Here is a 25,107-nt window from a genome sequence, read left to right as displayed (position 1 = left end):
ATTGCATATGAAAATACATTGAAGTTCATATTTCTGATTACTATAATCTATTTAGTAGAAAGGGAATACGTTATAGAAACGAAATCATTATAGATTAATATAATGATTAATTATTAATAGGAGGATTAATGCAATGGAAATATTTCGAAAAATGTGTGCGTCAACTGTAATCATTACAACACTTTTAGGAACAGGGGGTACTATCAATAGTGTACATGCTGATTCTATAGAACAGCAGATTAAATCAGGGATAGAACAAGAAACAGATAAGCAAATCATTGTAAAATTTAAAGCGGATTTGGATTTGCCATATGAAGATGGTATTGAAAAACAAATACAATCTCAAACGAATGATAAAGTAATAAAAGATCTTTTGACAGAATATCCAGATGTAACATTTACTCGTTTATTCACATCTGTAAGCCCGGAACAAATACAAAACCTTGAAGTGAAAGCACCTAATCATGTATCTACAAGTTTATTAAACTACTATATTCTTCAAAATCAAAATAGTGGGTATGAAGAAGAAATAGTAGATAAGTTAAAGGCATCTTCTTTAATAGAAGATGCGTATATGAAGAAACAAGAGAAAATAATGCCACCTGAAGTGCAATCATCAAGTGTAGCTCTTAATCCTAGTAACAATCCTAGATTTAAAAAACAAGGTTATCTTGAAGCGGCCCCATACGGTATTAATGCGCCTTTCGCCTGGGGAATTCAAGGCGGTAATGGAAATGGTATCACTTTTGTTGATATGGAATACGGATGGTTATTAAATCATGAGGATTTATTACATCAAAAAATTGAGTTAATGTCTGGAAGAAATATAGATCAGCATGTCGGTCATGGGACGTCTGTACTAGGAATTGTATCCTCTGAGGACAATGAAGTTGGGAATATTGGGATTGCGCCAAAAGCGAAAGCAAAGGTTATCTCTCAAATAAGAGATAATGGACAGTATAATACGGCTGATGCAATATTAAGCGCTGTAAATCAGTTAGAAGCTGGGGATGTTTTATTGTTAGAGGCACAAGCATCTTTCGATGGATATGGTGATAAATATTTACCTGTTGAAGTACAACCAGATATCTTTGATGCAATTCGTGCTGGTACAGATAAAGGGATTGTAATTATAGAGGCCGGAGCAAATGGGTGGAATGATTTAGACCAGTTCAAAGATAGAAAAGGTAAGCAAGTCTTAAATCGTAATAGTAAAGATTTTAAAGATTCGGGTGCAATTATGGTAGGAGCTGGCTCTTCATCTTTCCCTCATGAACGTATGTGGTTTTCGAATTATGGAAGCCGTATTGATGTGTACGGATGGGGAGAAAATGTAGATACAACTACAGCCGAGCAAAGTAGAAGTGCTGTAAATCTTTATACTTCAAGCTTTAGCGGAACATCTAGTGCTTCGCCAATTATTGCTGGGGCAGCGACTTTAGTACAAAGCATTGCTAAAGAAAATTTAGGACAACCATATAGACCAAGTGAACTAAGAGCAATATTAAGTAACCAGAGCACAGGAACAAAATCTAAAGATCCATATGCAGATAAAATTGGTGTTTTACCAGATTTGAAGTCTATACTAGCAAACTTAGGCTATGAACAAAGAAAACCAAACGGTGGGAATGAATTACAAGTAACAGAAAATGAACCAAATAATGAGCCTAGACAGGCAAATAAAGTTAACTTTCATACACCGGTGAAAGGAACGCTACATAATAGTGATAGAGTAGATGTATTTACTTTCCAAATTGATTCGCCGGAAAATATTAATATTTCTTTACTAAATGAACAAAATATCGGAATGACATGGGTACTTCATCATGAATCAGATTTAAATAACTATGTAGCATATGGTGAAAATGAAGGCAATGTAGTTAAAGGAACTTATAATGCAAAGCCAGGTAAATATTATTTATACGTCTATAAATATGAGAATAAAAATGGTTCATACGTATTGAACATAAAATAAGTAAAAGGAACTTCAGATGAAGTTCCTTTAAATTTTTCTAATTTAGTATATGTGAATGATTTTTTAACTTTACTTCTATGCAATATTTCATATTGATGAAATGTTATTTATTTTTTCTGAGCTAGCTTATATTATATTCAATAAGTTTGATATAAAAACAGAAAGAGAGAGGGATAATAATGAGCAATAAGAAGTTAATTTTGAAATTATTCATATGTAGTACAATATTTATCACATTTGTATTTGCTTTACATGATAAGAGAGTAGTTGCAGCTAGCTCTGTTAATGAGCTTGAAAATTTGTCAAAATGGATGCAACCTATACCTGATAATATCCCGTTAGCACGAATTTCAATTCCAGGAACACACGATAGTGGGACGTTCAAGTTGCAAAATCCGATTAAGCAAGTATGGGGAATGACGCAAGAATATGATTTTCGCTATCAAATGGACCATGGAGCTCGCATTTTTGATATAAGAGGACGTTTAACAGATGATAATACGATAGTTCTTCATCATGGGCCATTATATCTTTATGTAACACTGCATGAATTCATAAATGAAGCGAAACAATTTTTAAAAGATAACCCGAGTGAAACAATTATTATGTCTTTAAAAAAAGAGTATGAGGATATGAAAGGGGCAGAAGATTCATTTAGTAGCACGTTTGAAAAAAAATATTTTGTTGATCCTATTTTTTTAAAAACAGAAGGAAATATAAAGCTTGGAGATGCTCGTGGGAAAATTGTACTACTAAAAAGATATAGTGGTAGTAATGAATCTGGAGGATATAATAATTTTTATTGGCCGGATAATGAGACGTTTACCACAACTGTAAATCAAAATGTAAATGTAACAGTACAAGATAAATATAAAGTGAGTTATGATGAGAAAGTAAAATCTATTAAAGATACAATGAATGAAACGATGAACAATAGTGAGGATTTAAATCATCTATATATAAATTTTACAAGCTTGTCTTCTGGTGGTACAGCATGGAATAGTCCATATTACTATGCCTCTTATATAAATCCTGAAATTGCAAACCATATAAAACAAAAGAATCCTGCGAGAGTAGGCTGGGTAATTCAAGACTACATAAATGAAAAGTGGTCACCATTATTGTATCAAGAAGTTATAAGAGCGAATAAGTCATTAATAAAAGAATAAAGATGATGAGAGTGAGAAGCGATAAAATATATCGCTTCTTTTTATTTTTAAAGTGGATGAGTAAAAAAACACGAAAGTGGTTGGTTCGCTTTTTACAAACATCTATTATGATAAGAGAAGAAAGGTAGTATGTTATCAACGTTTTAAAGAGGAAGGTTTTTATGTAAGTTCTTTAATTAAAATAGATGGGTCTTAGAGAGGTGAAAAGACAATGAGTTTTGCAATTTCACTAGTCGTTATTATTGTAATTGTATCGCTATTTGGGACTGTACTAGTTGCAAGAAACGTGGAGGAGAATTACGGAAAGTCTACAAAGAGAAATGTGAAAAACTTATCAACTATTTATATTATCCTTCTTTTCGTACTACTTGTTGGAGTAACGTGGTATGCAGTAGTGATTTAATAGTTTTTAAAGAAAAAGGTTAATATTGTGTATGATGGAGGAAGATGATTTTGATAAAAAATGAACGTCACGTTTTAATTGTTTTTCCGCATCCAGATGATGAGTCATATTGCGTGGCGGGTACAATTTTAGCTTATGTCCAGCGGAATGTTCCTCTAACTTATGTTTGCTTAACGTTAGGTGAAATGGGGAGAGCGATGGGAAATCCTCCTTTTGCAACACGTGAATCATTATATGCTATAAGAGAGAAAGAACTAAAGAGGGCTACAAATATTTTAGGTATTAAAGATTTACGTATGATGGGATATCGTGATAAGACCCTTGAATTTGAAATTCCTGGAGAGTTAAGACGTGTAATACAAAAATGTGTAGAAGAATTGAATCCTTCATTGGTCATTTCTTTTTATCCGGGATATGCAGTTCATCCAGATCATGATGCAACAGGAGAAGCGGTGGCTGCGGCTTTAGCTACTATTCAGGAAAATAAAAGACCAACGTTTTATGCGGTAGCTTTTTCAAATAATCATGAAGTGGAAATAGGTCCGCCACATTTTAAAAATGAAGTGAAAGAATATGTTCCAAAAAAGCTAGAAGCATTGCAAGCACATGCATCACAGTTTACGACTAAAGTAACAGAACTAAAAAGAGAGTATGAAGATGGTGTACCGGAAACAGTCGAGTGGTTAGAAAGAGAACCGTTTTGGATATATTCATTCAAAGATAAAAATAAGTGATGCTACAGCTGAAGGTGATGAATATGTATTTTGTATATAAGAATCGAAAGGTTTTTTATAATATAGAAGGATCAGGTCCAGTCATATTGTTTTTACATGGGCTTGGAGGAAACGCAAATAATTGGTTATATCAAAGGCAATATTTTAAGGGAAAATGGACAGTGATCTCACTTGATTTACCAGGACATGGAAAATCTGGAGGGCTAGAAATTAACTTTAAAGAATATGTAAATGTTTTGTATGAGTTATGCAATTATTTAAAGTTACAAAAAGTAGTCATTTGTGGACTTTCAAAAGGGGCTAGAGTAGGTGTTGATTTTGCTATCCAATATCCAGAATGTGTTTCTAGCTTAATTATTGTAAATGCATTTCCCTATTTGGAGCCTGAGGATCGAAAGAAGCGGCTTGAAGTATATGATTTGCTTAGCTTACATGATAACGGGAAAAAATGGGCGGATACATTGTTGAAGGCGATGGGAGTAGCGAATAATGAAGTAATTGTCAGGGGATTTTATCAATCTTTACAGTTTATTAATCCGGTGCATATTCAAAGATTATTTGCTGAATTAGTAGATTATGATCAAAGACCATTTCTTTCGAATATTACATGTTCCGCTTTAATTATAAGAGGGGAAAATGATGATTTTGTTCCCGAGAAATATGTAAGAGAGTTTGAAAGCCGTTTGAAAAATACAACTTTTATTGAGTTTAAAAATAGTGGACACTTACCTTATTTAGAAAAGCCAAGTAGCTTTAATATGACAGTAGAAAGATTTTTAAATCATGTAATTAATTAATTAATTAATACTATTATTACAGTCAATACTGTTATTAGTGAGTAAAATATAGTTAGTTTTGAGAGGGGGCAACTATATGGAATGGAAACCAAATCGTGCAGATAAGACACCTGTATATAAACAAATTGCGGATTATATTGAAAGAGGCATTTCTTCAGGCGAATTTCCTTCTGATAGTAAGTTACCTTCTGAGCGTATGTTAGCAAAGAAATTACAGGTGAACCGGAGTACAATAGTAGCTGCGTATGAAGAATTAAAATCACTTGGAGTAGTAGAACGACAAAAGGGAAGCGGAACACGGGTCAATACAGATATATGGGGTGTCTCACATAAACGAATACCGAACTGGGGTAGGTACGTGGAGGATGGATCGTTCTTACCTAACGTACCACTCGTTCAACAAATTCGAACGGAAACACAAAAAGATGATTTAATTAATTTAGCAAGTGGTGAACTGTCACCAGAATTAATTCCAAGTGATAGATTTCGAACAATTTTGTCGGAGAAAACATTTATGGAAAACCTCGGCTATGACCATCCACTTGGAAATGAGATGTTGAGAAAAACAATTGCAGCACATGTTCAGCAATATAAACAAATTGAAGCAGATTCAAGCTCTATTCTTATTACGTCAGGAGCACAACAGGCGCTTAATCTTATCGTTCAATGTTTATTAAAACCTGGCGATGCGATTGCGATTGAAGATCCGTCATATTGTTTTTCGCTTCCAATGTTTAAATCGGCCGGTTTAAACATATTTCATTTACCTGTTGATGAGCATGGAATGAATCCAGATGACTTAATAGATTTGCACAAAAAGCATCGCATTCGTATGGTATTTTTGAATCCAGATTATCAAAATCCAACAGGTACTGTGCTTTCATTAGCGAGACGTAAAAAAATTTTAGAACTGTCTTCTGAGTTCGGTATACCAATTGTAGAAGATGATCCGTATAGTTTAATTTCTTTTAATGGAGAAGTGAACCCGACATTAAAATCAATGGACCAAAATGGAAATGTTCTTTATATAAGTTCATTATCAAAAATTGTTGCATCAGGATTACGTATTGGATGGATAATTGGTCCTACACGTGTAATTGAGCGTTTAGCAGATGCAAAGCAACAAGTTGATTTTGGCCATAGTGTATTTACGCAGTGGGTAGCAAATCAATTTTTAGAATCAAAGGATTTTCATACACATATTACGATACTTCGTGGACAATTGAAGCAAAGAAGAGATGAATTAATTGCAGAGCTTGAAGGAACATTGGGAGACCGAGTTGAATGTTTCGTGCCAGAGGGTGGAATACATGTATGGTGTAAAGTGAAAGGAAAGTTTGATGAATATCACTTATTAGGTGAATCTATACGGAATGGTGTCGCATTTGTTCCGGGCAGTGTTTTAGGTTCGAAAAATGAATATATACGATTTACGTTTGGTAGAGCGAATATAGAACAAATTCAACTTGGAATTAAACGGTTTGCCGACACGCTACATGAGATTTCATAATATGGATGTGTGATAGTGAAATGAGGGAAAGAAATGAAGTACGTGACGCTTTTACTTCAAGTAGGCGTGCTATATGTATTTAGCCTAGTGGGTACGTGGATTCAAGGAGTATTCCATCTATCAATGCCAGGAAGTTTAATAGGGATGTTAATGCTGTTCCTGCTCCTTTCCACTCGCATTTTACCGTTAAAATGGTTTGAGTTAGGTGCGGAAAAGTTAATCGTATTTTTACCGTTATTTTTAATCCCTTCGACAACAGGGCTGATGGAATACGGGTCTTTTCTTTTCAGTAAGGGGAGTATTATATTCCTTTTAGTAGTTGCAAGTACTGTAGTAACTTTGATTGTTTCAGGGTATATAAGTCAATTATTAATAACAACAAAAAAATAAAATCGACAAGGTGCACGATTCAAATGGTCTTAATTATTATTACTGTAGCAATTTATTTCTTGGCGACAAAGCTATATGAAAAATTTACGTTTGCATTTACGTTACCGGTGTTAACAGTTACGGCAATTATGATTTGTTTATTTTTCATTTTTGGTATTTCTCATCATGAGTATAGGGAAAATGGAGGAGACATTCTTTCAAGCTTATTGAGCCCTGCAATTGTAGCATTAGCCATACCTCTATTTAAAGAGCGAAAGATACTTATGAAAAATTTTTTATCGATACTTATTGGAGTAGTGATAGGTATAGTGGCTGTAACGAGTATGAATGTAGTGATTGGCGGAATTTTAAATATAGATAAGGAACTTATATTAACTACTTTACCACAGTTAGCAACGATGCCTATTGCCCTATCATTAGCGGATCAAATTGGTGGTATTCCATCTATGACTTCTAGTTTTGTAGTTGTTGCAGGAATAACAGGCGCTATGATCGGACCAACAGTACTTAAGTTTTTCAGTATAACAAGTACGATTGGAAAAGGAGTTGGAATGGGCTGTGCATCACATATTATCGGTGTGAGCCGTCTCGTGAAGGAAGGCGAGAAAGAGGCGACAATCGGTTCGGTGACGATGATTGTAACTGGAATACTCATTAGTATATTCATACCGTATGGAACGAAATTTATATTTTAAAATGTAATGGAGATGATGAAAATGACAACATGGTTTATAGTTACATTATTTATTTTTGGCGCTCTTAAAGTGCTAGTTTCTAGTATGCCCACTTCTGTTGTAGAATCAATTATTAGTAGATTTGAATTGCATCAAAAGCTTGAGGCGGAAAATACTTCTATATCGATAGATGGAAAAAATATAGAGGGAGAAATGAAACTACAAGTTATTCATGAATTTAATGAGGCTTTGTTTTTAGATAAACATTATTTCCCGCCGCAAGGAGAAGGGACACCAATAGTCATTGATACGAAGAAAGGGAATAAAGAGATTAGATTTTCTCTATATAGCTATGAGGAACATGTTGATGTCATTAAGCAATATAAGAAGAAAGTCGTTGCCTATCGTTTACGCTCTAAAAGCCTTCAAACATTGGCACCATTGGCAATAACGGAAGAGTATGCTTAAGAAGGGACCTATAATGGTCTCTTTATTTTTTTATCCAATTATATACGTTCCAAATAAAAGAATGAAAAATCATATAACCAAATAAAGAATATGTATGGTTCCAATTCGCACTATGTACAAATAAACCTAAACTTTCAGCAACCTGTTCAAAAAGGCTAGCACAAATACCGATTGAAATAATAAATAAAATTCTAGAAACTTTAGATAATTTTTTTGAAATGTGTATAAAGATAACTGTTAAAATCGGCAGTACGAACAATGTAAAAGCTATATTAACCGAAAATGTGGATGAGAAGGGCCTAGCCGGAAAGGAATATATTTGTTTATGAACAAAAAAGGCATCTAAGCAAGTTCCAATAATAGAAGAGAGAAAGATTGTAACTACTAATGCTAGAAACTCATTCTTCTTCTCGGAGGAGGACATTTTTCTTTGCGAGAATGGCGAGTTCAATTTTTTCGAGTGTTTTGCAGTAGTCTTCTGTAATTTGTCCATTTATATTTTCCTCCTTATCAACTAAGTAATTTACAACTTGCCAATCGGTAAACCAATCTTCACTGTCAACTTCTTCATGCTTCATATCTCGCCATGCATAGATGAGTGCAGGGCTGTATATGCGATAAGCGCCATTTCGTAACTGGCATTTCTTTATTCGGCGCTTATAAAACTCACGGGAAAAAGATTCATTTACACTTGAAAATAAATGGGGCCAGTAATCTTTCCTTGATCCTGTATGTGGATGGTGTTGAGCCCAGCTTATTATTTGAGATAAAACATGTGTATCTCGAAATAATAATGAGTACAATCTTTTTCCGATTAATATCCGTTCATGTAAGGAAGTGAAATGTTTCATTGTATCACCAAATAGTAATACTTTTTGTTTCTTATCATTTTCGTAGAATGGGAAAAGAATATGATTAAACTGAAAGAAATCAAAGAGTTTAAATCCAATACTATTTAGTACAGTCTTTTTAAATTGTACATTTTGAATCACTCTTTTTTCTAAGTAGTTTTGTTCATTAATAATAGTTGCAATCGCTAATGTTTTTTTGTTGCCTGTTTTCCAAAAATCGTTCCACATCGTTTCCATAAATGTAGAAACATTTAGGTGAGGGAGAAGGTGAAATAACTTTTGTGATCTCTTTACACTTTGTTCGTAAAGTAAAAATTGAGGGTATACATCTTGGAAAATAAGCCAATTCCCTCTTTCTAAAAAAGAAAAAAATATGAATTGATCTTTCTCTGATAAAATTCTCGTATATAAATCGCCCTTTAAATCAGTCATATTCCAACCGCCGTTACGTGATACCATATGCCCAAGCAGTGCCCAATGTATTTCTGGATATTGAATGTAAAATTGGTAGTATGCGCGTGTTCTTGTAACATTATTTTTATTTAGCTGTTCTGTTTGTATTTTTATTTTGTTGATGATGAGTTGCTCTTCTTTCGTTAATTTATACATGGTATCAGAAGGAATAAGTTTGCTTTTTTGTTTCAATTCATTTTTTACATCGAATAGGGAAAGAGGCAGTGCTTTGGAAGGTCCGTTATATGTATGATATGAATTGTTTCGGTCCATTCCGTTACCTCCCTTTTTCATAAATTTAAACATGATTATTGGCTATGAATCATTCTATTTATTTTATTACGAGTATAAGAAATAAATGAGCGGTGTTTTTTACAAGGAATTTATTTATCATGCAAACAGTATAAAAAATCTTACTGTTGTGAGGTGAAATGAAAAACAGAAACTAAGTTTAATAGTTTCTGTTTTTTTATTTTGTCAATTAAATGTAACAAACGACGATTATGATTTGAATCAATTGAAAATAATTCAATAAATATTATTTAAATTGAGATGTTTCGTAGGAGGAAAAGGAATGTTAAATAAAATAATTTTAATTACTGGTGGTACAGGTTCGTGGGGGCATGAACTTATAAAACAACTATTAGAAAAATCACCGAAAGAAATTAGAGTTTTTTCAAGAAATGAAACGGTCCAGTTTGAAATGCAGCAACAGTTTATAAATGATGATAGGCTAAAATTTATTATTGGAGATATTCGTGATAAAGATCAACTAGTCTATGCATGCCAAGGTGTACATTATGTATTCCATCTTGCAGCTTTAAAACACGTTCCAGTATGTGAGTATTATCCTTATGAAGCTATAAAAACTAACATACATGGTACGCAAAATGTAATTGAAGCCTCTACACAGACGCAAGTTGAAAAAGTTATATATGTTTCAACGGATAAAGCAGCTGATCCATCAAATACGTATGGGATGACAAAAGCAATTGGTGAAAAATTAATGGTTCATGCGAATATACAAACGAAGAAAACAAAATTCATTTGTGTTCGTGGTGGAAATGTTTTAGGAACGAGTGGAAGTGTAGTACCGCTTTTTAAACAACAAATTAAAAGATCTTCACAAGTAGGGATTACCGATGCGAATATGACTAGATTTTTCTTAACAGTTGAAGATGCTGTTGGATTGTTATTTAAAGCAGTATATCAAGGTAGAGGCGGGGAAATCTTTGTTATGAAAATGCCGGCATGTAAAATAACAGATTTAGCAGAAATATTAATTGAAGATTCAAAAAAAGAAAACATTAAGGTGAAAGAGGTAGGGATAAGACCGGGTGAAAAATTAAGTGAAATGCTTCTATCTGAGGTAGAGAGTAAAACAAGTATAAGTTTTGATCAAAATTATTTTGTGGTACTACCGACGATTCCTATCGAAGGACTTCAAGAATATTATTCTAGCTATCCGCTAGTGGATGTGAAGAGTTTTAGTTCTCAACAAGACTTGCTTGCAAAACATGAGGTGAAACAAATGCTATTAAAAGGAGGGTTTTTGCGATGAAAAAAAATGCGAGCCTTTTAATAACTGGTGCAAATGGTTTCACAGGACGCCATGCTTGCCACTATTTTTTAGAGCAGGGCTTTCATGTAATTCCTATGTTTCAAAATCGTGCACATAGAGAAAAAATTAGAAATGGTATTACGTGTAATTTAACTAATAAGAGCGAAGTAATGAAGGTAATGAAACAAATAAAGCCAGACTACGTATTGCATTTAGCAGGAAGGAATTCGGTTATAGAATCTTGGACAGCTGCTCTTGAGTATATAGAGATTAATGTAATAGGAACGTTATATTTATTAGAAGCAATTAAGCAAGAAGCCTCGCATTGTAGAACATTAGTTATAGGATCTGCTTTGCAAGCAGATAGTATGAACGAAATAAAAATTTCAAATCCATATAGTTTAAGTAAAACGATGCAAGTCATTATCGCAGAGGCTTGGGGAGGATTAATGGATTCAAATATTATCATTGCAAAGCCCTCAAACTTAATTGGTCCAGGGGAATCGAATGGCATTTGTTCGATTCTCGCAAAGAAAATGATAGATATAGAATCAGGTAGAAGTAAAGCCATTATTGAAGTAAACAGTTTGAAAGATAGTAGAGATTTTCTAGATGTACGTGATGCGATTAAAGCGTATCATGTGTTATTACGAGATGGAATAAATGGAAAACAATATAATATCGGATCAGGAGTAAAACAATCTTTATTAAATGTACTAGAACAATATAAAGAATTAACACAGCTAAATTTTTTTATAGAGGAAACAGGGAAAAGTGGGAGCGACTCAAATGAGAGTTTAGCAATAGAGGAAATAAAAAGGTTAGGTTGGATCCCAGAAATTGAATTTCATCAATCATTAAAAGATGTACTTGAGTATGCGAAGTGTAGTGACATCTGCATGCAATGAAAAATAAAAAAGGGTGTAAGAAATATATGAATGATTATGAAATAATAGATAATCAAAATACGCTATTTCTTTCAATTGTTGATACGTTGGATTGGAGAGATGAAGAAGCGCATGTATTGCGTCTGTATGAGGCAATACATAAATATCAAGCGTATGTAGAAGAAAAAAGGGTTAATCAAATAAAGTCAGCATTAGAGACGGAAACTAGGTATGTGATTCAAATCTTTGCTCAATACGAGTGTAGTGAGTATGGAAATGATTTTTATGAACTCATTAACGATCTTTTACAAGATATAGAGGTGGAGTTAAAGATTTATATAAAAAATAATAAGTTTATTTACATTTAAAAGGTAAAGAGAAAGCTAGATTTTTAATAATAAAGGTGGGTATAAGTTATGAGCAAAACGATTCTTTTTACTGGGGGCGGTACAGCCGGACACGTTATGATTAATATTGTATTAATTCCTAAATTTATAGAGAAAGGCTGGAGAGTCGAGTATATTGGATCCAAAAATGGAATTGAAAAATCATTAGTGCAAAATGTTAAATACAATAGTGTTTCAACGGGAAAGCTTAGGAGATATTGGGATTGGGAGAATTTTAAAGATCCTTTTAAAATTATACGCGGTTGTTTACAAAGTTATAATTTAATTAAGAAAACAAAGCCTGACGTTATCTTTTCAGCAGGAGGATTTGTTTCAGTTCCTGTAGCTATAGGAGCATGGTTAAATCGTGTGCCTATAATTATACGTGAACCAGATAGCACATTAGGGCTTGCCAATAAAATAGCATTACCTTTTGCTACAAAGCTATGCACAACATTTCCTCAGACAGGAGAAAATGTAAGTAATGAGAAGAAGGTTTATGTAGGACCAATTGTAAGGGAAGAAATTGAGAAGGGTAACGTATTACGAGGAAGAAGATATTGTGAATTTCAGCAAGATAAACCAGTATTATTAATTATGGGTGGGAGTCAGGGTGCTAAGTGGATAAATGATATGGTAAGGGAATGTGTAGATACAATACTATTAAACTTTAATATTATTCATATATGTGGTAAAGGGAAGGTAGACCCATCTATTGGCATGGAGGGATATATGCAATTTGAATATATAGGCGACGAGTTGCCGCATATACTAAATATGGCAAGTGTTGTAGTTTCTAGAGCGGGTTCTACTGCTATTTCTGAATTGTTATTTTTGAAGAAACCGATGTTGCTTATCCCGTTAACTAACAGTTCCAGTAGGGGAGATCAAGTTTTAAATGCTGAATATTTTTCACGGCAAGGATATGCGGAAGTTATACTCCAAGACAGAGTAAGTACGAATACATTTATACATGCAGTAAATAAGTTGTATACAAATAAGGAGAAATATATTCAAAACATGAATGGATATAAGAAAACAAATGATGAGGGAATTCATCAAATAATAGATATAATAAATGAAGTGGTGAAGTAATAGAAATGTAAATAGAAAAACAAAAGGAAAGAAGGTATCTTCTTTCCTTTTTGCTATATTTGTTCTAATTAGTTATGTACTATGGGTGAATGCCGTTTTCTAATAGCTCAGTAAATGCATGAATATGGATAGGTTTACTGTAATAATAACCTTGAATAAACTGACATTTATTTTTTTGAAGGAAATTTACGTGCTCTTTCGTTTCTACACCTTCAGCAATGACAGACATTCCTAATGTATTTGCTAATGTGATGATCGTTTTAATAATTTCCATTCCATCATCACATGTTTCAGACATTGTAATAAATTCTCTCGGGATTTTTAACGTATCAATTGGATACAAAGGTAAGTAGGCTAGCGAAGAATAACCTGTACCAAAATCGTCGATAGAAATGTGAATCCCTAAACTTTTTAGTGTACGCAGTTTTATCAATGTTTCTCGCTCATCCATCATTGCAATTCGCTCTGTTAATTCAAGATCAAGAGAGCTTGCTGGTAAACCTGTATTTGTTAAAGTAGAAGAAATAGATTTTACAAAATCCTCTTGTTCAAATTCCTTAGCAGATAAATTTACACCTATTTTTAAATGTGAATATCCGAGTGCGTGCCAACGTTTCATTTGTTTACAAGCCTGCTCTAATGTCCATTTACCTATTGAAATAATTTGTAGTGTTTCTTCTGCAATCGGAATAAACTCGTATGGAGAAATAATACCTAATTCAGGATGATTCCACCTAATTAAAGCTTCTGCACCGATAATTTTATTAGATTCACTATCAACTTGAGGTTGATACAAAAGGAACAATTCTTCATTTTGTAGTGCGTTTGGTAAATCTTTTTCTAATCGCAATCGTCTTTCAATTTTTTTAGCGATTACATCGTCATAAATAGATACAGAGTTAAGTTCTTTTGCTTTTGCATCATACATTGCAACATTAGCGTTTTTCAGAAGTGTAGCGGTATCGATTCCGGAATGTGGATAAATAGCGATGCCGATACTCAGTGATAAAGTTAATTTATGCTCATGTATGATAAATGACTTTTTCATGCATTTAAATAATTGGTTACATAATTGGAATAAGTAATCTTCGTCAGTATAGTTTTCAATTATGATTGTAAATTCATCGCCACCGATTCTTGAAAGATGAGTATGTGATGGAAGACATGATTGGAATCGCTTTGCTACTTCTTCTAATATGTAATCTCCTGATGAATGTCCAAGTGTATCGTTAATTGCTTTAAAGCGATCTAAATCTAAATATAATAATGCAAACTCGCTTTCTGTTATTTCAGCATTTTTTATAACTCTCTTTAATTTCTTATGGAAAAAGGCACGGTTACCAATTTTCGTTACAGTGTCATGGAATGCTAAATATTTTATTTCTTCTTGCTGTTTTTTTAGTGCAGTAATATCTTTCACCATAATATAGCTTCCTGAAATTTGTCCGTCTATTATAATAGGAATGATTGTAACGTATAAAAAATAAGTAAAGCCATCTTTATATTGAGAACTAAGTTGTAAGAATGCCGATTCTTGTTGTTTCACTTTTTCTAATGCCAATGCTAGCTTATGCTTATCTTCATCTAAAATGATCGAAAAACAAGTTTCACCTAGTAACTCATCCGTTGGTGCCCCAAGTAGTACACTCCCAGCCTTATTTACATTTAAGAATATTCCATTTAAATCAATGGTGAAGATAGGGTCAGGATGATATTCATATAATGATTTAAACTTTTGCTGTTTTTGAGAAAGAGCCTCTGATTTATGAACTAGATCAGACGTCCGTAAAGTAACTTTTTCTTCTAGTTGGGCATTAAATGCCTGCAAACGTTTTGTTAAGGAATTGTTTTGCATACGTACGATAGAATGACGAATGAGTACGAAAATAAAAGTAATACAATTTCCTGTAATGAGAGTTGAAGATGATGTTTGTTCTTTTAATGTAAACCCGATTAGTATTGCAACAGCAAGATAGGGAAATACAACTAAAGCTTTTTTTCCTATTATAGGGTTTACAATGAAATAATTTTTATGGCTATTATGATCTTCTGAAATAGAGCCAGCTATTGCAATAAGTAATATAGGTATTCTATATAAAAGACGTAATAATGTTATTGTTTCTGTTGATAAGTGGTTATTTAAGTAAAAATAAATATAGTTAAAAGTTGCAGAACTTATTAATACAAAAATAAATATATAAATTTTCCGTTTGGAATTAAAAATTGTTGGACGGAAAAAGAGACTAACACCTAGCAGTAGAAATAATAAATCTGCAATTGGATATAAAAATGAAAGGAAAACATCTCCTAGTGAAAGAGCGAATATATTTAAATTTGGTTGATTAAATAAATACCATTCTAATGTAAATATGGAAGTAAGCACTATGCATATATCACAAATAAAGAACGCTTTTTCCCATTTATTGCATTCCTTTAAGATTTTATAGGAGAAAGCGATAAGACAGAAAAATAGAAAAAACATGTAAAATACATCAGAAACCGTAAAACGATGTATTGGAATTTCGAAGAAGCTATCTTGATATGTATATACTATTTTCCCTAATAAAAAACTACCAATTGCTATTGTAATACATATCCAAAACGGATTTGAACTGACTTTTTTAGAATATATAGAGTAAATCAGTGATACAAATGTAATGGCTTCGACGACAAGTGAAGCGAAGCGTACATCTGAATTTGAAAAATGAGTAGGGAACAGATAGAAAAACATAAAATAGATTGAATAGCATATTAATGTTCCGATTAATATACATAATTGTAAATTTTTATTTAATTTCAATGAAATCACCTTCTTTAATTATGCACTATGTTCGTTATATCTATACATAATAATATTATTTAAGAATTGTATCAGATTTCCTTATAAAAATCATGTTTATAAGGAAAGTGTTAAAGAGTGTAAGTATTCTTAAGGTTGAAAAAATATTGTGGTTGATAGTATAGACTGTATCAAGACTTTAAATAGAAATTGTATATTTAGTCATCTTTTGAATTGTAAAGTTTTTTTAGTGATTTGTAAGTGGAGATGCAAAATTGCATATAAAATGATGGGGATTTTTATTTTTAGTCTGAAAATTAATATTTGTAGAAATGTTAGGGAAAGATATAAAATAAGAACGTGTATTCTTACAGAGTGGAATAGTATTGCCACTAAATAGGGAGGTTTTTTTATGATATATCGAATTAAAGATGCAGAAATATACTATGAAATTGTGGGGGAGGGTAAACCGGTCATTATCATACATGGCTGCGCTCCTGACCATAGGTTAATGATGAAATGTATGGAATCAGTATTTCAGAAATATGAAGGTTATAAGCGAATATATATTGATTTACCTGGAATGGGAAAATCGAATGCTCCAAATTGGATAAATAGTTCAAATCGTATAGTAGATGTGCTTATCACATTTATTGAGGAAATCATTTCTACTGAAAAATTTTTATTGGTAGGAGAATCATATGGAGGCTATTTAGCCAAAGGTATACTTACAAAGATGTTTGAGAGAGTTAGCGGATTATTATTAGTATGTCCTGTTGTTGTAGCGGAGCCAGAAAAAAGGATTCTTCCAGATAAACAGGTAATTGTACAAGATCAGGAATTTTTAAATACGCTCACTTCCGCAGAAAGAGAGGAGTTTTGTGAGTTAGCTGTAATAGCAAATGAATATACATATAAGCGATTTAAAGAAGAAATTAAGCCTGGGTTAGATGTTGCTAATTATGAATTTATTGAAAGGTTGCAAAAGAATTACTCTCTTACTATGGATTTTCAGCATGAAAAATATGAAAATCCCGTTCTTTTACTGACTGGAAGACAAGATATATCAGTAGGTTATCAAAATATTATAGAAATTATTGAAGAATATCCAAGGGCAACATTAGCAGTGTTAGATATGGCAGGGCATAATTTACAAATTGAGCAGCCTGAATTATTTGAGAGTTTAGTAGGAGAATGGATTAGACGAACAAATCAGCACAGTTTATAAAGTATTTTAGTATTACCCCTAAGTGTTGAAATGGGATAAATGAACGTGATTTATTAACTTATCTCGCTATTTGCCGGGCAGCCCGATTAGTGAGGGCTGATTAAAGTTTCACTTTATAAAAAATTTTAAGGAGAAATTATGAGCACATATATTTATATGGTTAGACATGGTGAATCACCAAAACTAGAAGGAAATGAAAGAATGCGTGGATTAACTGAGAGGGGACATATGGATGCCCGTGGAGTAACTGACATATTAAAAGCGGAGAGGATTGATACTTTTATTTCCAGTCCTTATAATCGGGCTATGCTAACGATAGAGGAGTCAGCTAATTTCCATGAAAAAGAAATAGTAGTATATGAAAATCTTAAAGAGTGTATGTTTTCAAGTGAGGATCAGGTTATATCAGACAAGGAGTTGTATCCACTTGTACAGAAGATGTTCTCTAATCCGGACTTTGCACGAACGGAAGGAGAGTCATATGCAGATTGCCAGAGAAGAGTAGTGAAAGTATTAAAAGAAATCTTAATGGATTTTCGAGGATGCAAAATTGTAATTGGTACACATGGGCTTGTTATGACATTAATGATGAACTATTTTGATAAACAATATGGTTTTGAATTTTTAATGAATACGTCAAAACCGGATATATATAAGATGGAGTTTAAAGAAGAACAATTAATGAATGTAAAGAGATTATGGAAAGCGGAATAAAATTAGTTGCATGGATTTTGTTGTAAAAGTTACTTTTATAGCAAAGTCTTTTTTTGAATAGAAAGCATCTTTATCAACTATTTTTAGAATGTTAAATCAATAAGTAATTATTCAGTATTTGAATAAATTATTGGGAAATTGGTTTAGGGAAACAATTTTAAATGTGTCAAAACTCCAAACGTTGGATTTATATTCAATAGGAGAAAAAGATGTAGAATTTTGTCTTACAGTCCCCGTTTACTTTTCATTTCATTACATATAGGCTTTGTGGTGTAAGGGAGGACATTACCTTTACGCAAAATCTATAAGGAGGTCATTGTAATGAAACAGATTAAAAAGTTTGCGGGAGTTGCTTTAGCGGGGACGATTGGATTAAGTGGACTACTGTTTTTAGAACCAAGTGTAAGCGTTGCGGAAGCACAGCAAGTGAAAGTAGAAAATTTCAATACAATTGATGTAACGATGAATCTAAATGAATTGTATGTATTAAGTGGCAGAAGCATTGATATTCTTTCTGGAGATAAAGAAGCAATTCAGTTAAATAAATACACAATTAGTTTTAATAAACCTGGGAAGTATGTGATTAAAGTAAATGGCTGTATTTATGATGATGTATATACTTTTATTGTAAATGAGTAGTATATATTCTTAAATTGCGAGATAAAAACAGAAACACCCTATTTGCGATGAGAGTCGTAAATAGGGTGGATTTATTTGTATTAAGCTGTACTTTAAATATGTTCGCTAATTTTCTTTTTGCCATGTAAAGTATGTAAAAGTGTTTGAAACATCTTAAATGATTGCTGAAAGATTGGACTTTGAATAAAGGTGTACAGAAAAGTTACGATGAAAACAGGACCTCCTAGCATAAATCCAATAACTAGTACAATACATTCTACTATGATTCTAGCACGGCTAATAGAAAGTCCTGTTTTGTCTGAAATAGTAAGCATGAATCCATCACGGGGTCCAGCGCCAATCCCAGCCGCAACGTACATACCTCCCCCGATACCTGTAATGGCAATACCAGAAAATAAAATGAGTAAGTTTATCCATAAATAATTACTAGCGTCTGGAAGCATGTTTGATTGTAAGAAAAAGTCCATAATGGGACCGATAAGTAGTGCATTCAAAAATGTCCCCACATTTATATATTTTCGATCTACTAGTAAAGATATTAGAACGAGACATAACCCACATATGACACTCCACGTACCGATGGTCCATCCAAACTTTTGGTAGAGAGCCATATTTAAAACTTCCCAAGGGTGCAAGCCGAGAAATTTAACTTTGACTGCAAGAGCGTTTCCAAGGCCAAAGAAAATTAATCCTAAGAAAAAAAGAAAATAGCGAAAGAGAGTTAGCCTCATCTTTACAACCTCCCATATTTTATAATTATGTATGTTACCTGTTACAGTTTTAATGTACAAATATTATGTCTTTTTATCATTCGTTTAAAAGTGTTAACTATGTAAATGAAATATACATCTTCACAGTCAAAAAAGTTAAAATATTTCGTTTTAAGGATTATAATGGAGGGAGAAACATAAAAGGGAGTGAATGAACTTGAAACAAGAACTTATTGAAAGATTTACGAGATATGTAAAAATTGATACGCAATCAAATGAAGAAAGTCATACAGTACCAACAACACCAGGACAAATTGAGTTTGGTAAGTTATTAGTGGAAGAGCTAAAAGAAATTGGTTTAACAGAAGTAACGATGGATGATAATGGCTATGTAATGGCAACACTTCCAGCTAATACGGACAAGGATGTTCCTGTAATCGGATTTTTAGCCCATTTAGATACGGCAACAGACTTTACAGGGAAAAACGTCAAACCACAAATTCATGAAAATTTTGATGGTAATGCAATTACGTTAAATGAAGAGCTAAATGTTGTGTTAACACCAGAGCAGTTCCCGGAATTACCATCATATAAAGGACATACCATTATTACAACTGATGGTACAACACTTCTAGGAGCAGATGATAAAGCTGGTCTTACAGAAATTATGGTTGCAATGAACCATTTAATACATAATCCGCAAATTAAGCACGGGAAAATAAGAGTAGCATTTACACCGGATGAAGAAATTGGTCGTGGGCCAGCGCATTTTGATGTAGAAGCGTTTGGTGCATCATTCGCTTATACGATGGATGGAGGTCCATTAGGTGGTTTAGAGTATGAAAGTTTTAATGCTGCAGGTGCTAAGTTAACGTTTAACGGAACGAATACACATCCTGGAACAGCGAAAAATAAAATGCGCAATGCTACTAAACTTGCTATGGAGTTTAATGGGTATTTACCAGTAGAAGAGGCGCCAGAATATACAGAAGGCTATGAAGGATTCTATCATTTACTTTCTTTAAATGGTGATGTTGAGCAAAGTAAAGCGTATTATATTATTCGAGACTTTGATCGTGAAAATTTTGAGGCACGTAAAAATAACGTTAAAAATATTGTGAAGACTATGCAAGAAAAATATGGCGAAGATGCAGTCGTTTTAGAAATGAATGATCAATACTATAACATGCTTGAAAAAATTGAACCGGTAAGAGAAATTGTTGATATTGCATATGAAGCAATGAAAAGTTTAGACATTGAACCAAATATTCATCCGATTCGCGGAGGCACAGATGGATCACAATTATCATATATGGGATTACCGACGCCGAATATTTTCACTGGTGGTGAAAACTATCACGGTAAATTTGAGTATGTTTCGGTAGATACTATGGAAAAAGCCGTTCAAGTCATTGTGGAAATTGCAAGACGTTTTGAGGAGCAAGCTTAAAAAAGAACCAAGTAGTACGAATGTGCTACTTGGTTCTTTTAATATAGTACTCGCCACAAATAAAAAGTCGCATAAGACTCCCAATTAGCCCAGTTTGCCGCGAAATCTTTTATTTCATTTTTTGTCGGTTTATTTTCGGAACCTGTTATAAATTTAATTGCATTATGCAGACCAACATCATCAATTGGAAAAGCCGAAGGAAATCTTAAACAACGCATTAAAACATAGTTGGCAGTCCATGGTCCTATACCATGGATAGCAGTTAATTGTTTCTCAGCAACCTTTACATCTTGTGTTTGCAGTAAATCCTCTTTTGATAATTTTCTCTCTGTAATAAGCTTCGCAATACCGATTAAATATTCACATTTTCTAGTCGTCATTTTTAATTGTTGAAGATTTTCTACATGTAGATTTGCAATTGTTTCAGGTGATGGGAATATCCAATGTTTTCTACCGTCCCATTCTACATAACTTCCAAATTGCTCAACTAATCTCCTTTTTAGCGTATAAGCATATGTTAGGTTAATTTGTTGACCGATAATTCCCCAGGAAAGTGCCTCAAATAAGTCTGGAATGCCTAAAGTACGAAGGCCATAATATTGTTCAATTGGTCCTTGAAGGAGTAAATCATGTTTAGCTAATGTATAAAATGGGGCTAAATCAGTAGTTAAATCAAACCATTCTTTTACATAGTTAACTACAGCTTCACGTATCGATTTTTCAGATGTATATGGTTCTTCTAAACAACGTATTTGAATATTTCCATCTGTATTCACACTAATTTCAACTAAAGGATTTACATCTTGAACAGGGATAACTTTATAAATTTTGTTATCTTCAATATGGAACATACATTCATTGTTAGAACGTGATAGATAACGTAAATTTTCTTGGAAACAAAATTCTTTTGGAACTGCTATAGATAATGCGCTATTATATTCTGTTGTCATATGAATTCCACCTGCAACTTTTCTAATATAAGCAATTTTTTCTTCATTTCTAATCCGCCCCTAAATCCGGTTAGTTTCCCATTCTTCCCAATAACGCGGTGACAAGGAATGGTAATAAGAAGAGGGTTAGCAGCAATAGCAGAAGCAACGGCGCGCACAGCTTTAGGTTTTTGAATTCTTTCAGCAATTTCTGTATAAGAATATGTCTTTCCATAAGGAATTTCACGTACCGTATTCCAAACAGATAATTGAAAATTAGTTCCATAAGCATCGATAGGAAATGTGAAAGTTTCTCGCTTGTTTTCTAAATACTCGATAACTTCTTGCGTATATATTTGCAAGTAATCTGGACTATGGGTCAATATATGTTGGGGCAGTTTTTTTCTAGCCCATATATTTAATTCTTCAAAGTTTTCGTCTTGTGATCCAATGAAACATAGTCCATTTTCAGTTGCAGCAATATGAAATCGCCAATTTTTATGTGTAAGTAGCGTCCAATATATATAATTATTTTTGTAGGAATTCATTATCGTATCCCTCTTTCATTTCGTTCTTTTTTCGATATTCAGTAGGAGTAAATCCGGTTTTCTTTTTAAATAAAGTAGCGAAATACTCTGGGTTTTCTATCCCGACAGCAGTACTAATTTCTTTAATAGATTGATTTGTTTGTAAAAGGTATTCGGTTGCTTTAAGAACCCTCAATTGTTGTATATATTCTATAGGAGTTAACCCTATTATTCTTTTGAAAGTACGTTGTAAATGAAAAGGGCTACCGTGACACATTTCCGCAAGCATGTCGAGAGTTAAGGATTCGTCATAATGCTTTTCGATATAGTCTTTAATTTGTTCTACCCACTCTTCATTAGGTAAAGTGATCCCATTTGGCTTACAACGTTTGCACGGGCGAAAGTTTTCACTTAATGCTTGCTCTGCATGATGAAAAATTCGTACATTGTTTCTATTTGGTATTCTTGATTTGCATGATGGTCTGCAAAAGATTCCAGTTGATTTCACAGCATAAAAGAATTTGTTATCATATGAAGAATCATTATGAATAATTGCATGCCAATACTCACTCGTTAATGTTATCCCTTCATTGTGCAAAGAACATCACCTCTGAAATTAGTATAACCTGAATAAAGTGCGTATGTACGTATTTACAAATGTAAGAGCAAGATTACAAAGATGAAAATATGATTGTTTTTCTATTTTGTGATAGCATGAACTTTGAAAGTGAACATCAAGAGGAGGACTATAAGTGAAGTTAATTTCATGGAATGTAAATGGTTTACGTGCAGTTATTGCAAAGGGTGGATTTTTAGAATATCTCGAAGAATCCAATGCAGATATATTTTGTCTACAAGAGATTAAATTACAAAGTGGCCAAATTGATTTAAATCTAGAGGGATATTATACATACTGGAATTACGCTGTGAAAAAAGGGTATTCGGGAACGGCTATTTTTACAAAAAAAGAACCGCTTTCTGTTACATACGGCTTAGGAATTGAAGAGCACGATCAAGAAGGAAGAATCATTACTTTAGAATTTGAAGATTTTTATATGATAACGTTATATACACCAAATTCCAAACGTGGATTAGAGCGATTAGATTACAGAATGAAATGGGAAGATGATTTCAGGTCCTATATCAAACGATTAGATGAGAAGAAACCAGTTATTTTTTGTGGAGACTTAAATGTTGCTCATAAAGAAATCGATTTGAAAAATCCGAAAAGTAATCGTAAAAATCCTGGATTCTCTGATGAGGAACGAGAGAAATTTTCATGTATTTTAGAAGAAGGATTTATTGATACATATCGTTACCTTTATCCTAATCAAGAAGGTGCATACTCGTGGTGGTCGTATCGTATGGGCGCGAGAGCGAAAAATATCGGATGGCGTTTAGATTATTTTGTTGTTTCGGAAAGAATGAAAGACCAAATAACAGAAGCGAAAATTAATAGTGAAGTAATGGGGTCAGACCATTGTCCAGTTGAATTACATATAAATTTCTAAAAAAAGAAGTATCTCCCTAATATTAGGGAGATACTTCTTTTTTTAATTCAGTTTGTTAAAATTTTTCAAATCATTCTTGAAATAATTTCATATTAAATATATACTTAGTAACGATAATCATTATCAGTGAAAATGATTATCAAGTGATGAAGGCGTAAAAGAATTATAGTCTAGGGGAAGTGAACGGGAATGAGTTCTGGATAAAATTATTAATCTAATGAAATATATATATGGGACAAGGTTCATATAGTTAAATTTTATTGAGAATATAGTTTGAAAATTCGAGAGGAGACATATAAAGATGAACAAGAAATTATTTACTTTAGGGATGGTTACAGTTTTAAGTGTAGGTTTAGCGGCATGTAATAGTGCGGATAAAACTTCAGGCGAGCAAAAACAACAGACAAAAGCTACGGAAACGAAAAAAGATGAAAAACGAAAAATCACATATTTAGGTAAAGAGTATACAGTGCCAGCAAAAGTAGATAAAATTGCGACAGCTAGTTTAGAGTCAATGGAAGATGCGGCAGTACTTGGAATTAAACCAGTTGGTGCCATTACTGTAGGTGGTAAATTACCAAAATATCTTGAAAAAGAGTTAGAAGGTGCTAAATCTGTTGGTGAGAAAATGCAACCCAATTTCGAAACATTACTACAATTAAAACCAGATGTTATTACATCGAGTACGAAATTCCCAGCAGAAACAGCTGAAAAGTTTACGAAAGTAGCTCCTACATTCCCGGTATCACACGTTTCAACAAATTGGGAAGATAACTTAAAGTTAATGGGAGAATTAACTGGTAAAAAAGATAAAGCAGAAAAAATTATTAAGGATTACAATTCGGACGCTGAAAAAGCAAAAGCAAAACTAGGAGATAAGTTAAAAGATAAAAAAGTACTTGTCATAAGACTAAGAGCAAATGAATTATTCCTATATCCAGAAGGAGTATACTTCAACCCTGTAATTTATAAAGATCTTGGACTAACTGCTCCAGAACAATTGAAAACTGTAAAAGCACAAGAGAAAATTTCATTTGAAAAACTTGCTGAACTTAACCCAGATTATATTTTCTTACAATATGAGGCAAGTGAAAATAAAAACCCGAAAGTGTTAGAAGAAATTGAAAGTAATCCAATTTGGCAAAGTATGAATGCTGCGAAGGAAAAGAAAGTATTTGTAAATGTTGTAGATCCAATGGCACAAGGTGGTACAGCTTGGAGTAAAACAGCATTCTTAAAAGAAGCCGTGAAAAATTTATCTAAATAA

The 25,107-nt window shown here is 33.0% G+C and carries 26 protein-coding genes; 19 read left to right on the top strand and 7 right to left on the bottom strand.

The features are described 5' to 3' along the window. Window positions 1–133 precede the first annotated feature (133 nt). The 9 genes from GBN91_RS13915 to GBN91_RS13875 all read left to right on the top strand — a co-directional run bounded on the left by GBN91_RS13915 (window position 134) and on the right by GBN91_RS13875 (window position 8,120). Window positions 134–1,975: a S8 family peptidase gene (locus GBN91_RS13915; protein WP_097796320.1), complete on the top strand. Its 1,842-nt coding sequence runs from the start codon at window positions 134–136 to the stop codon at window positions 1,973–1,975. Window positions 1,976–2,154: 179 nt separating this feature from the next. Then, a complete protein-coding gene (plcA, locus tag GBN91_RS13910) occupies window positions 2,155–3,144 on the top strand; it encodes a phosphatidylinositol diacylglycerol-lyase (RefSeq protein WP_152121614.1) in 990 nt (329 codons plus the stop codon). Window positions 3,145–3,355: 211 nt separating this feature from the next. After that, the gene (locus GBN91_RS13905) at window positions 3,356–3,547 is read left to right on the top strand and encodes a hypothetical protein (protein ID WP_000006467.1); all 192 of its coding nucleotides are present in this window, start codon (window positions 3,356–3,358) and stop codon (window positions 3,545–3,547) included. Window positions 3,548–3,600: 53 nt separating this feature from the next. After that, entirely contained in the window at window positions 3,601–4,281 is a 681-nt protein-coding gene (gene bshB2, locus GBN91_RS13900) for a bacillithiol biosynthesis deacetylase BshB2 (protein WP_042867561.1), read from the top strand. 23 nt (window positions 4,282–4,304) lie between these two features. Next, a complete protein-coding gene (locus tag GBN91_RS13895; RefSeq protein ID WP_042867390.1) occupies window positions 4,305–5,078 on the top strand; it encodes an alpha/beta fold hydrolase in 774 nt (257 codons plus the stop codon). Between the two features lie 76 nt (window positions 5,079–5,154). After that, complete coding sequence (gene pdxR / locus GBN91_RS13890; protein ID WP_016123267.1) at window positions 5,155–6,588, top strand: MocR-like pyridoxine biosynthesis transcription factor PdxR; 1,434 nt, start codon at window positions 5,155–5,157, stop codon at window positions 6,586–6,588. Between the two features lie 33 nt (window positions 6,589–6,621). Next, window positions 6,622–6,978 carry a CidA/LrgA family holin-like protein gene (locus GBN91_RS13885; protein ID WP_000878492.1) on the top strand — a complete coding sequence of 119 codons (357 nt, stop codon included), beginning with the start codon at window positions 6,622–6,624 and terminating at the stop codon, window positions 6,976–6,978. A gap of 23 nt (window positions 6,979–7,001) precedes the next feature. Continuing rightward, a complete protein-coding gene (locus tag GBN91_RS13880; RefSeq protein ID WP_006922209.1) occupies window positions 7,002–7,673 on the top strand; it encodes an LrgB family protein in 672 nt (223 codons plus the stop codon). A 21-nt stretch (window positions 7,674–7,694) separates the two neighbouring features. Then, window positions 7,695–8,120 (top strand): YfmQ family protein, encoded by a 426-nt coding sequence (locus GBN91_RS13875; RefSeq protein WP_152121613.1) that lies wholly within the window; start codon window positions 7,695–7,697, stop codon window positions 8,118–8,120. A gap of 22 nt (window positions 8,121–8,142) precedes the next feature. Here the strand turns inward: GBN91_RS13875 and GBN91_RS13870 are convergent, their stop codons facing one another. Together GBN91_RS13870 and GBN91_RS13865 are read right to left on the bottom strand one after the other, a co-directional pair. Further along, window positions 8,143–8,544, bottom strand: coding sequence for a CBO0543 family protein (locus tag GBN91_RS13870; RefSeq protein ID WP_033692454.1), 402 nt, complete (start codon window positions 8,542–8,544; stop codon window positions 8,143–8,145). Continuing rightward, entirely contained in the window at window positions 8,519–9,697 is a 1,179-nt protein-coding gene (locus GBN91_RS13865) for a DUF2515 domain-containing protein (RefSeq protein WP_152121612.1), read from the bottom strand. The genes GBN91_RS13870 and GBN91_RS13865 overlap by 26 nt, the downstream gene beginning before the upstream one ends. 301 nt (window positions 9,698–9,998) lie before the next feature. Between GBN91_RS13865 and GBN91_RS13860 the strand changes: the two genes are divergently transcribed. From GBN91_RS13860 to GBN91_RS13845, 4 genes are read left to right on the top strand one after another with little or no spacing between them, the layout of a single operon-like run. Further along, window positions 9,999–10,985: a UDP-N-acetylglucosamine 4,6-dehydratase family protein gene (locus GBN91_RS13860; protein WP_000932612.1), complete on the top strand. Its 987-nt coding sequence runs from the start codon at window positions 9,999–10,001 to the stop codon at window positions 10,983–10,985. Beyond that, window positions 10,982–11,893, top strand: a complete 912-nt coding sequence (locus GBN91_RS13855) for an SDR family oxidoreductase (protein WP_000739075.1) — start codon at window positions 10,982–10,984, stop codon at window positions 11,891–11,893. The genes GBN91_RS13860 and GBN91_RS13855 overlap by 4 nt, the downstream gene beginning before the upstream one ends. Beyond that, the gene (locus GBN91_RS13850) at window positions 11,890–12,240 is read left to right on the top strand and encodes a DUF6572 domain-containing protein (RefSeq protein WP_015055176.1); all 351 of its coding nucleotides are present in this window, start codon (window positions 11,890–11,892) and stop codon (window positions 12,238–12,240) included. The genes GBN91_RS13855 and GBN91_RS13850 overlap by 4 nt, the downstream gene beginning before the upstream one ends. Before the next feature lie 48 nt (window positions 12,241–12,288). Then, the gene (locus tag GBN91_RS13845; protein WP_000047564.1) at window positions 12,289–13,353 is read left to right on the top strand and encodes an undecaprenyldiphospho-muramoylpentapeptide beta-N-acetylglucosaminyltransferase; all 1,065 of its coding nucleotides are present in this window, start codon (window positions 12,289–12,291) and stop codon (window positions 13,351–13,353) included. 79 nt (window positions 13,354–13,432) lie between these two features. Here GBN91_RS13845 and GBN91_RS13840 read toward each other — a convergent pair whose 3' ends face one another. Further along, window positions 13,433–16,153, bottom strand: a complete 2,721-nt coding sequence (locus GBN91_RS13840) for a putative bifunctional diguanylate cyclase/phosphodiesterase (RefSeq protein WP_152121611.1) — start codon at window positions 16,151–16,153, stop codon at window positions 13,433–13,435. A 391-nt stretch (window positions 16,154–16,544) separates the two neighbouring features. On the opposite strand from GBN91_RS13840, the gene GBN91_RS13835 reads away from it, so the two are divergent. The 3 genes from GBN91_RS13835 (at window position 16,545) to GBN91_RS13825 (ending at window position 18,713) form a co-directional block, all read left to right on the top strand. Next, window positions 16,545–17,360: an alpha/beta fold hydrolase gene (locus GBN91_RS13835; protein WP_078994040.1), complete on the top strand. Its 816-nt coding sequence runs from the start codon at window positions 16,545–16,547 to the stop codon at window positions 17,358–17,360. Between the two features lie 138 nt (window positions 17,361–17,498). Then, window positions 17,499–18,074 carry a histidine phosphatase family protein gene (locus GBN91_RS13830; protein WP_152121610.1) on the top strand — a complete coding sequence of 192 codons (576 nt, stop codon included), beginning with the start codon at window positions 17,499–17,501 and terminating at the stop codon, window positions 18,072–18,074. 321 nt (window positions 18,075–18,395) lie between these two features. Further along, window positions 18,396–18,713, top strand: a complete 318-nt coding sequence (locus GBN91_RS13825) for a hypothetical protein (protein ID WP_000809495.1) — start codon at window positions 18,396–18,398, stop codon at window positions 18,711–18,713. A gap of 92 nt (window positions 18,714–18,805) precedes the next feature. Here the strand turns inward: GBN91_RS13825 and GBN91_RS13820 are convergent, their stop codons facing one another. Then, window positions 18,806–19,444, bottom strand: coding sequence for a YczE/YyaS/YitT family protein (locus tag GBN91_RS13820; RefSeq protein ID WP_001241256.1), 639 nt, complete (start codon window positions 19,442–19,444; stop codon window positions 18,806–18,808). Between the two features lie 196 nt (window positions 19,445–19,640). On the opposite strand from GBN91_RS13820, the gene pepT reads away from it, so the two are divergent. Next, window positions 19,641–20,873, top strand: a complete 1,233-nt coding sequence (gene pepT / locus GBN91_RS13815) for a peptidase T (RefSeq protein ID WP_000807014.1) — start codon at window positions 19,641–19,643, stop codon at window positions 20,871–20,873. A gap of 38 nt (window positions 20,874–20,911) precedes the next feature. Here the strand turns inward: pepT and GBN91_RS13810 are convergent, their stop codons facing one another. Genes GBN91_RS13810 through GBN91_RS13800 form a run of 3 tightly spaced genes read right to left on the bottom strand, consistent with a single transcriptional unit; the run spans window position 20,912 to window position 22,927 of the window. Further along, window positions 20,912–21,823 carry a DNA glycosylase gene (locus tag GBN91_RS13810; RefSeq protein ID WP_023522808.1) on the bottom strand — a complete coding sequence of 304 codons (912 nt, stop codon included), beginning with the start codon at window positions 21,821–21,823 and terminating at the stop codon, window positions 20,912–20,914. Continuing rightward, window positions 21,820–22,350 carry a methylated-DNA--[protein]-cysteine S-methyltransferase gene (locus GBN91_RS13805; RefSeq protein WP_152121609.1) on the bottom strand — a complete coding sequence of 177 codons (531 nt, stop codon included), beginning with the start codon at window positions 22,348–22,350 and terminating at the stop codon, window positions 21,820–21,822. The genes GBN91_RS13810 and GBN91_RS13805 overlap by 4 nt, the downstream gene beginning before the upstream one ends. Beyond that, a complete protein-coding gene (locus GBN91_RS13800) occupies window positions 22,331–22,927 on the bottom strand; it encodes a bifunctional transcriptional activator/DNA repair enzyme AdaA (RefSeq protein ID WP_152121608.1) in 597 nt (198 codons plus the stop codon). The genes GBN91_RS13805 and GBN91_RS13800 overlap by 20 nt, the downstream gene beginning before the upstream one ends. A 154-nt stretch (window positions 22,928–23,081) precedes the next feature. Here GBN91_RS13800 and GBN91_RS13795 point away from each other — a divergent pair, with 154 nt between their 5' ends. Both GBN91_RS13795 and GBN91_RS13790 read left to right on the top strand, forming a co-directional pair. Continuing rightward, entirely contained in the window at window positions 23,082–23,840 is a 759-nt protein-coding gene (locus GBN91_RS13795; RefSeq protein ID WP_152121607.1) for an exodeoxyribonuclease III, read from the top strand. A gap of 301 nt (window positions 23,841–24,141) precedes the next feature. Beyond that, on the top strand, window positions 24,142–25,107 hold the full coding sequence (locus GBN91_RS13790) for an iron-hydroxamate ABC transporter substrate-binding protein (RefSeq protein ID WP_001035506.1): 966 nt from the start codon (window positions 24,142–24,144) through the stop codon (window positions 25,105–25,107).

Source organism: Bacillus sp. B1-WWTP-T-0.5-Post-4, from assembly GCF_009183795.1.
GTDB classification, from domain to species: domain Bacteria; phylum Bacillota; class Bacilli; order Bacillales; family Bacillaceae_G; genus Bacillus_A; species Bacillus_A cereus.
Note: the sequence above shows the minus strand (reverse complement) of the source record. Positions and strands in the feature narration are given on the sequence as shown.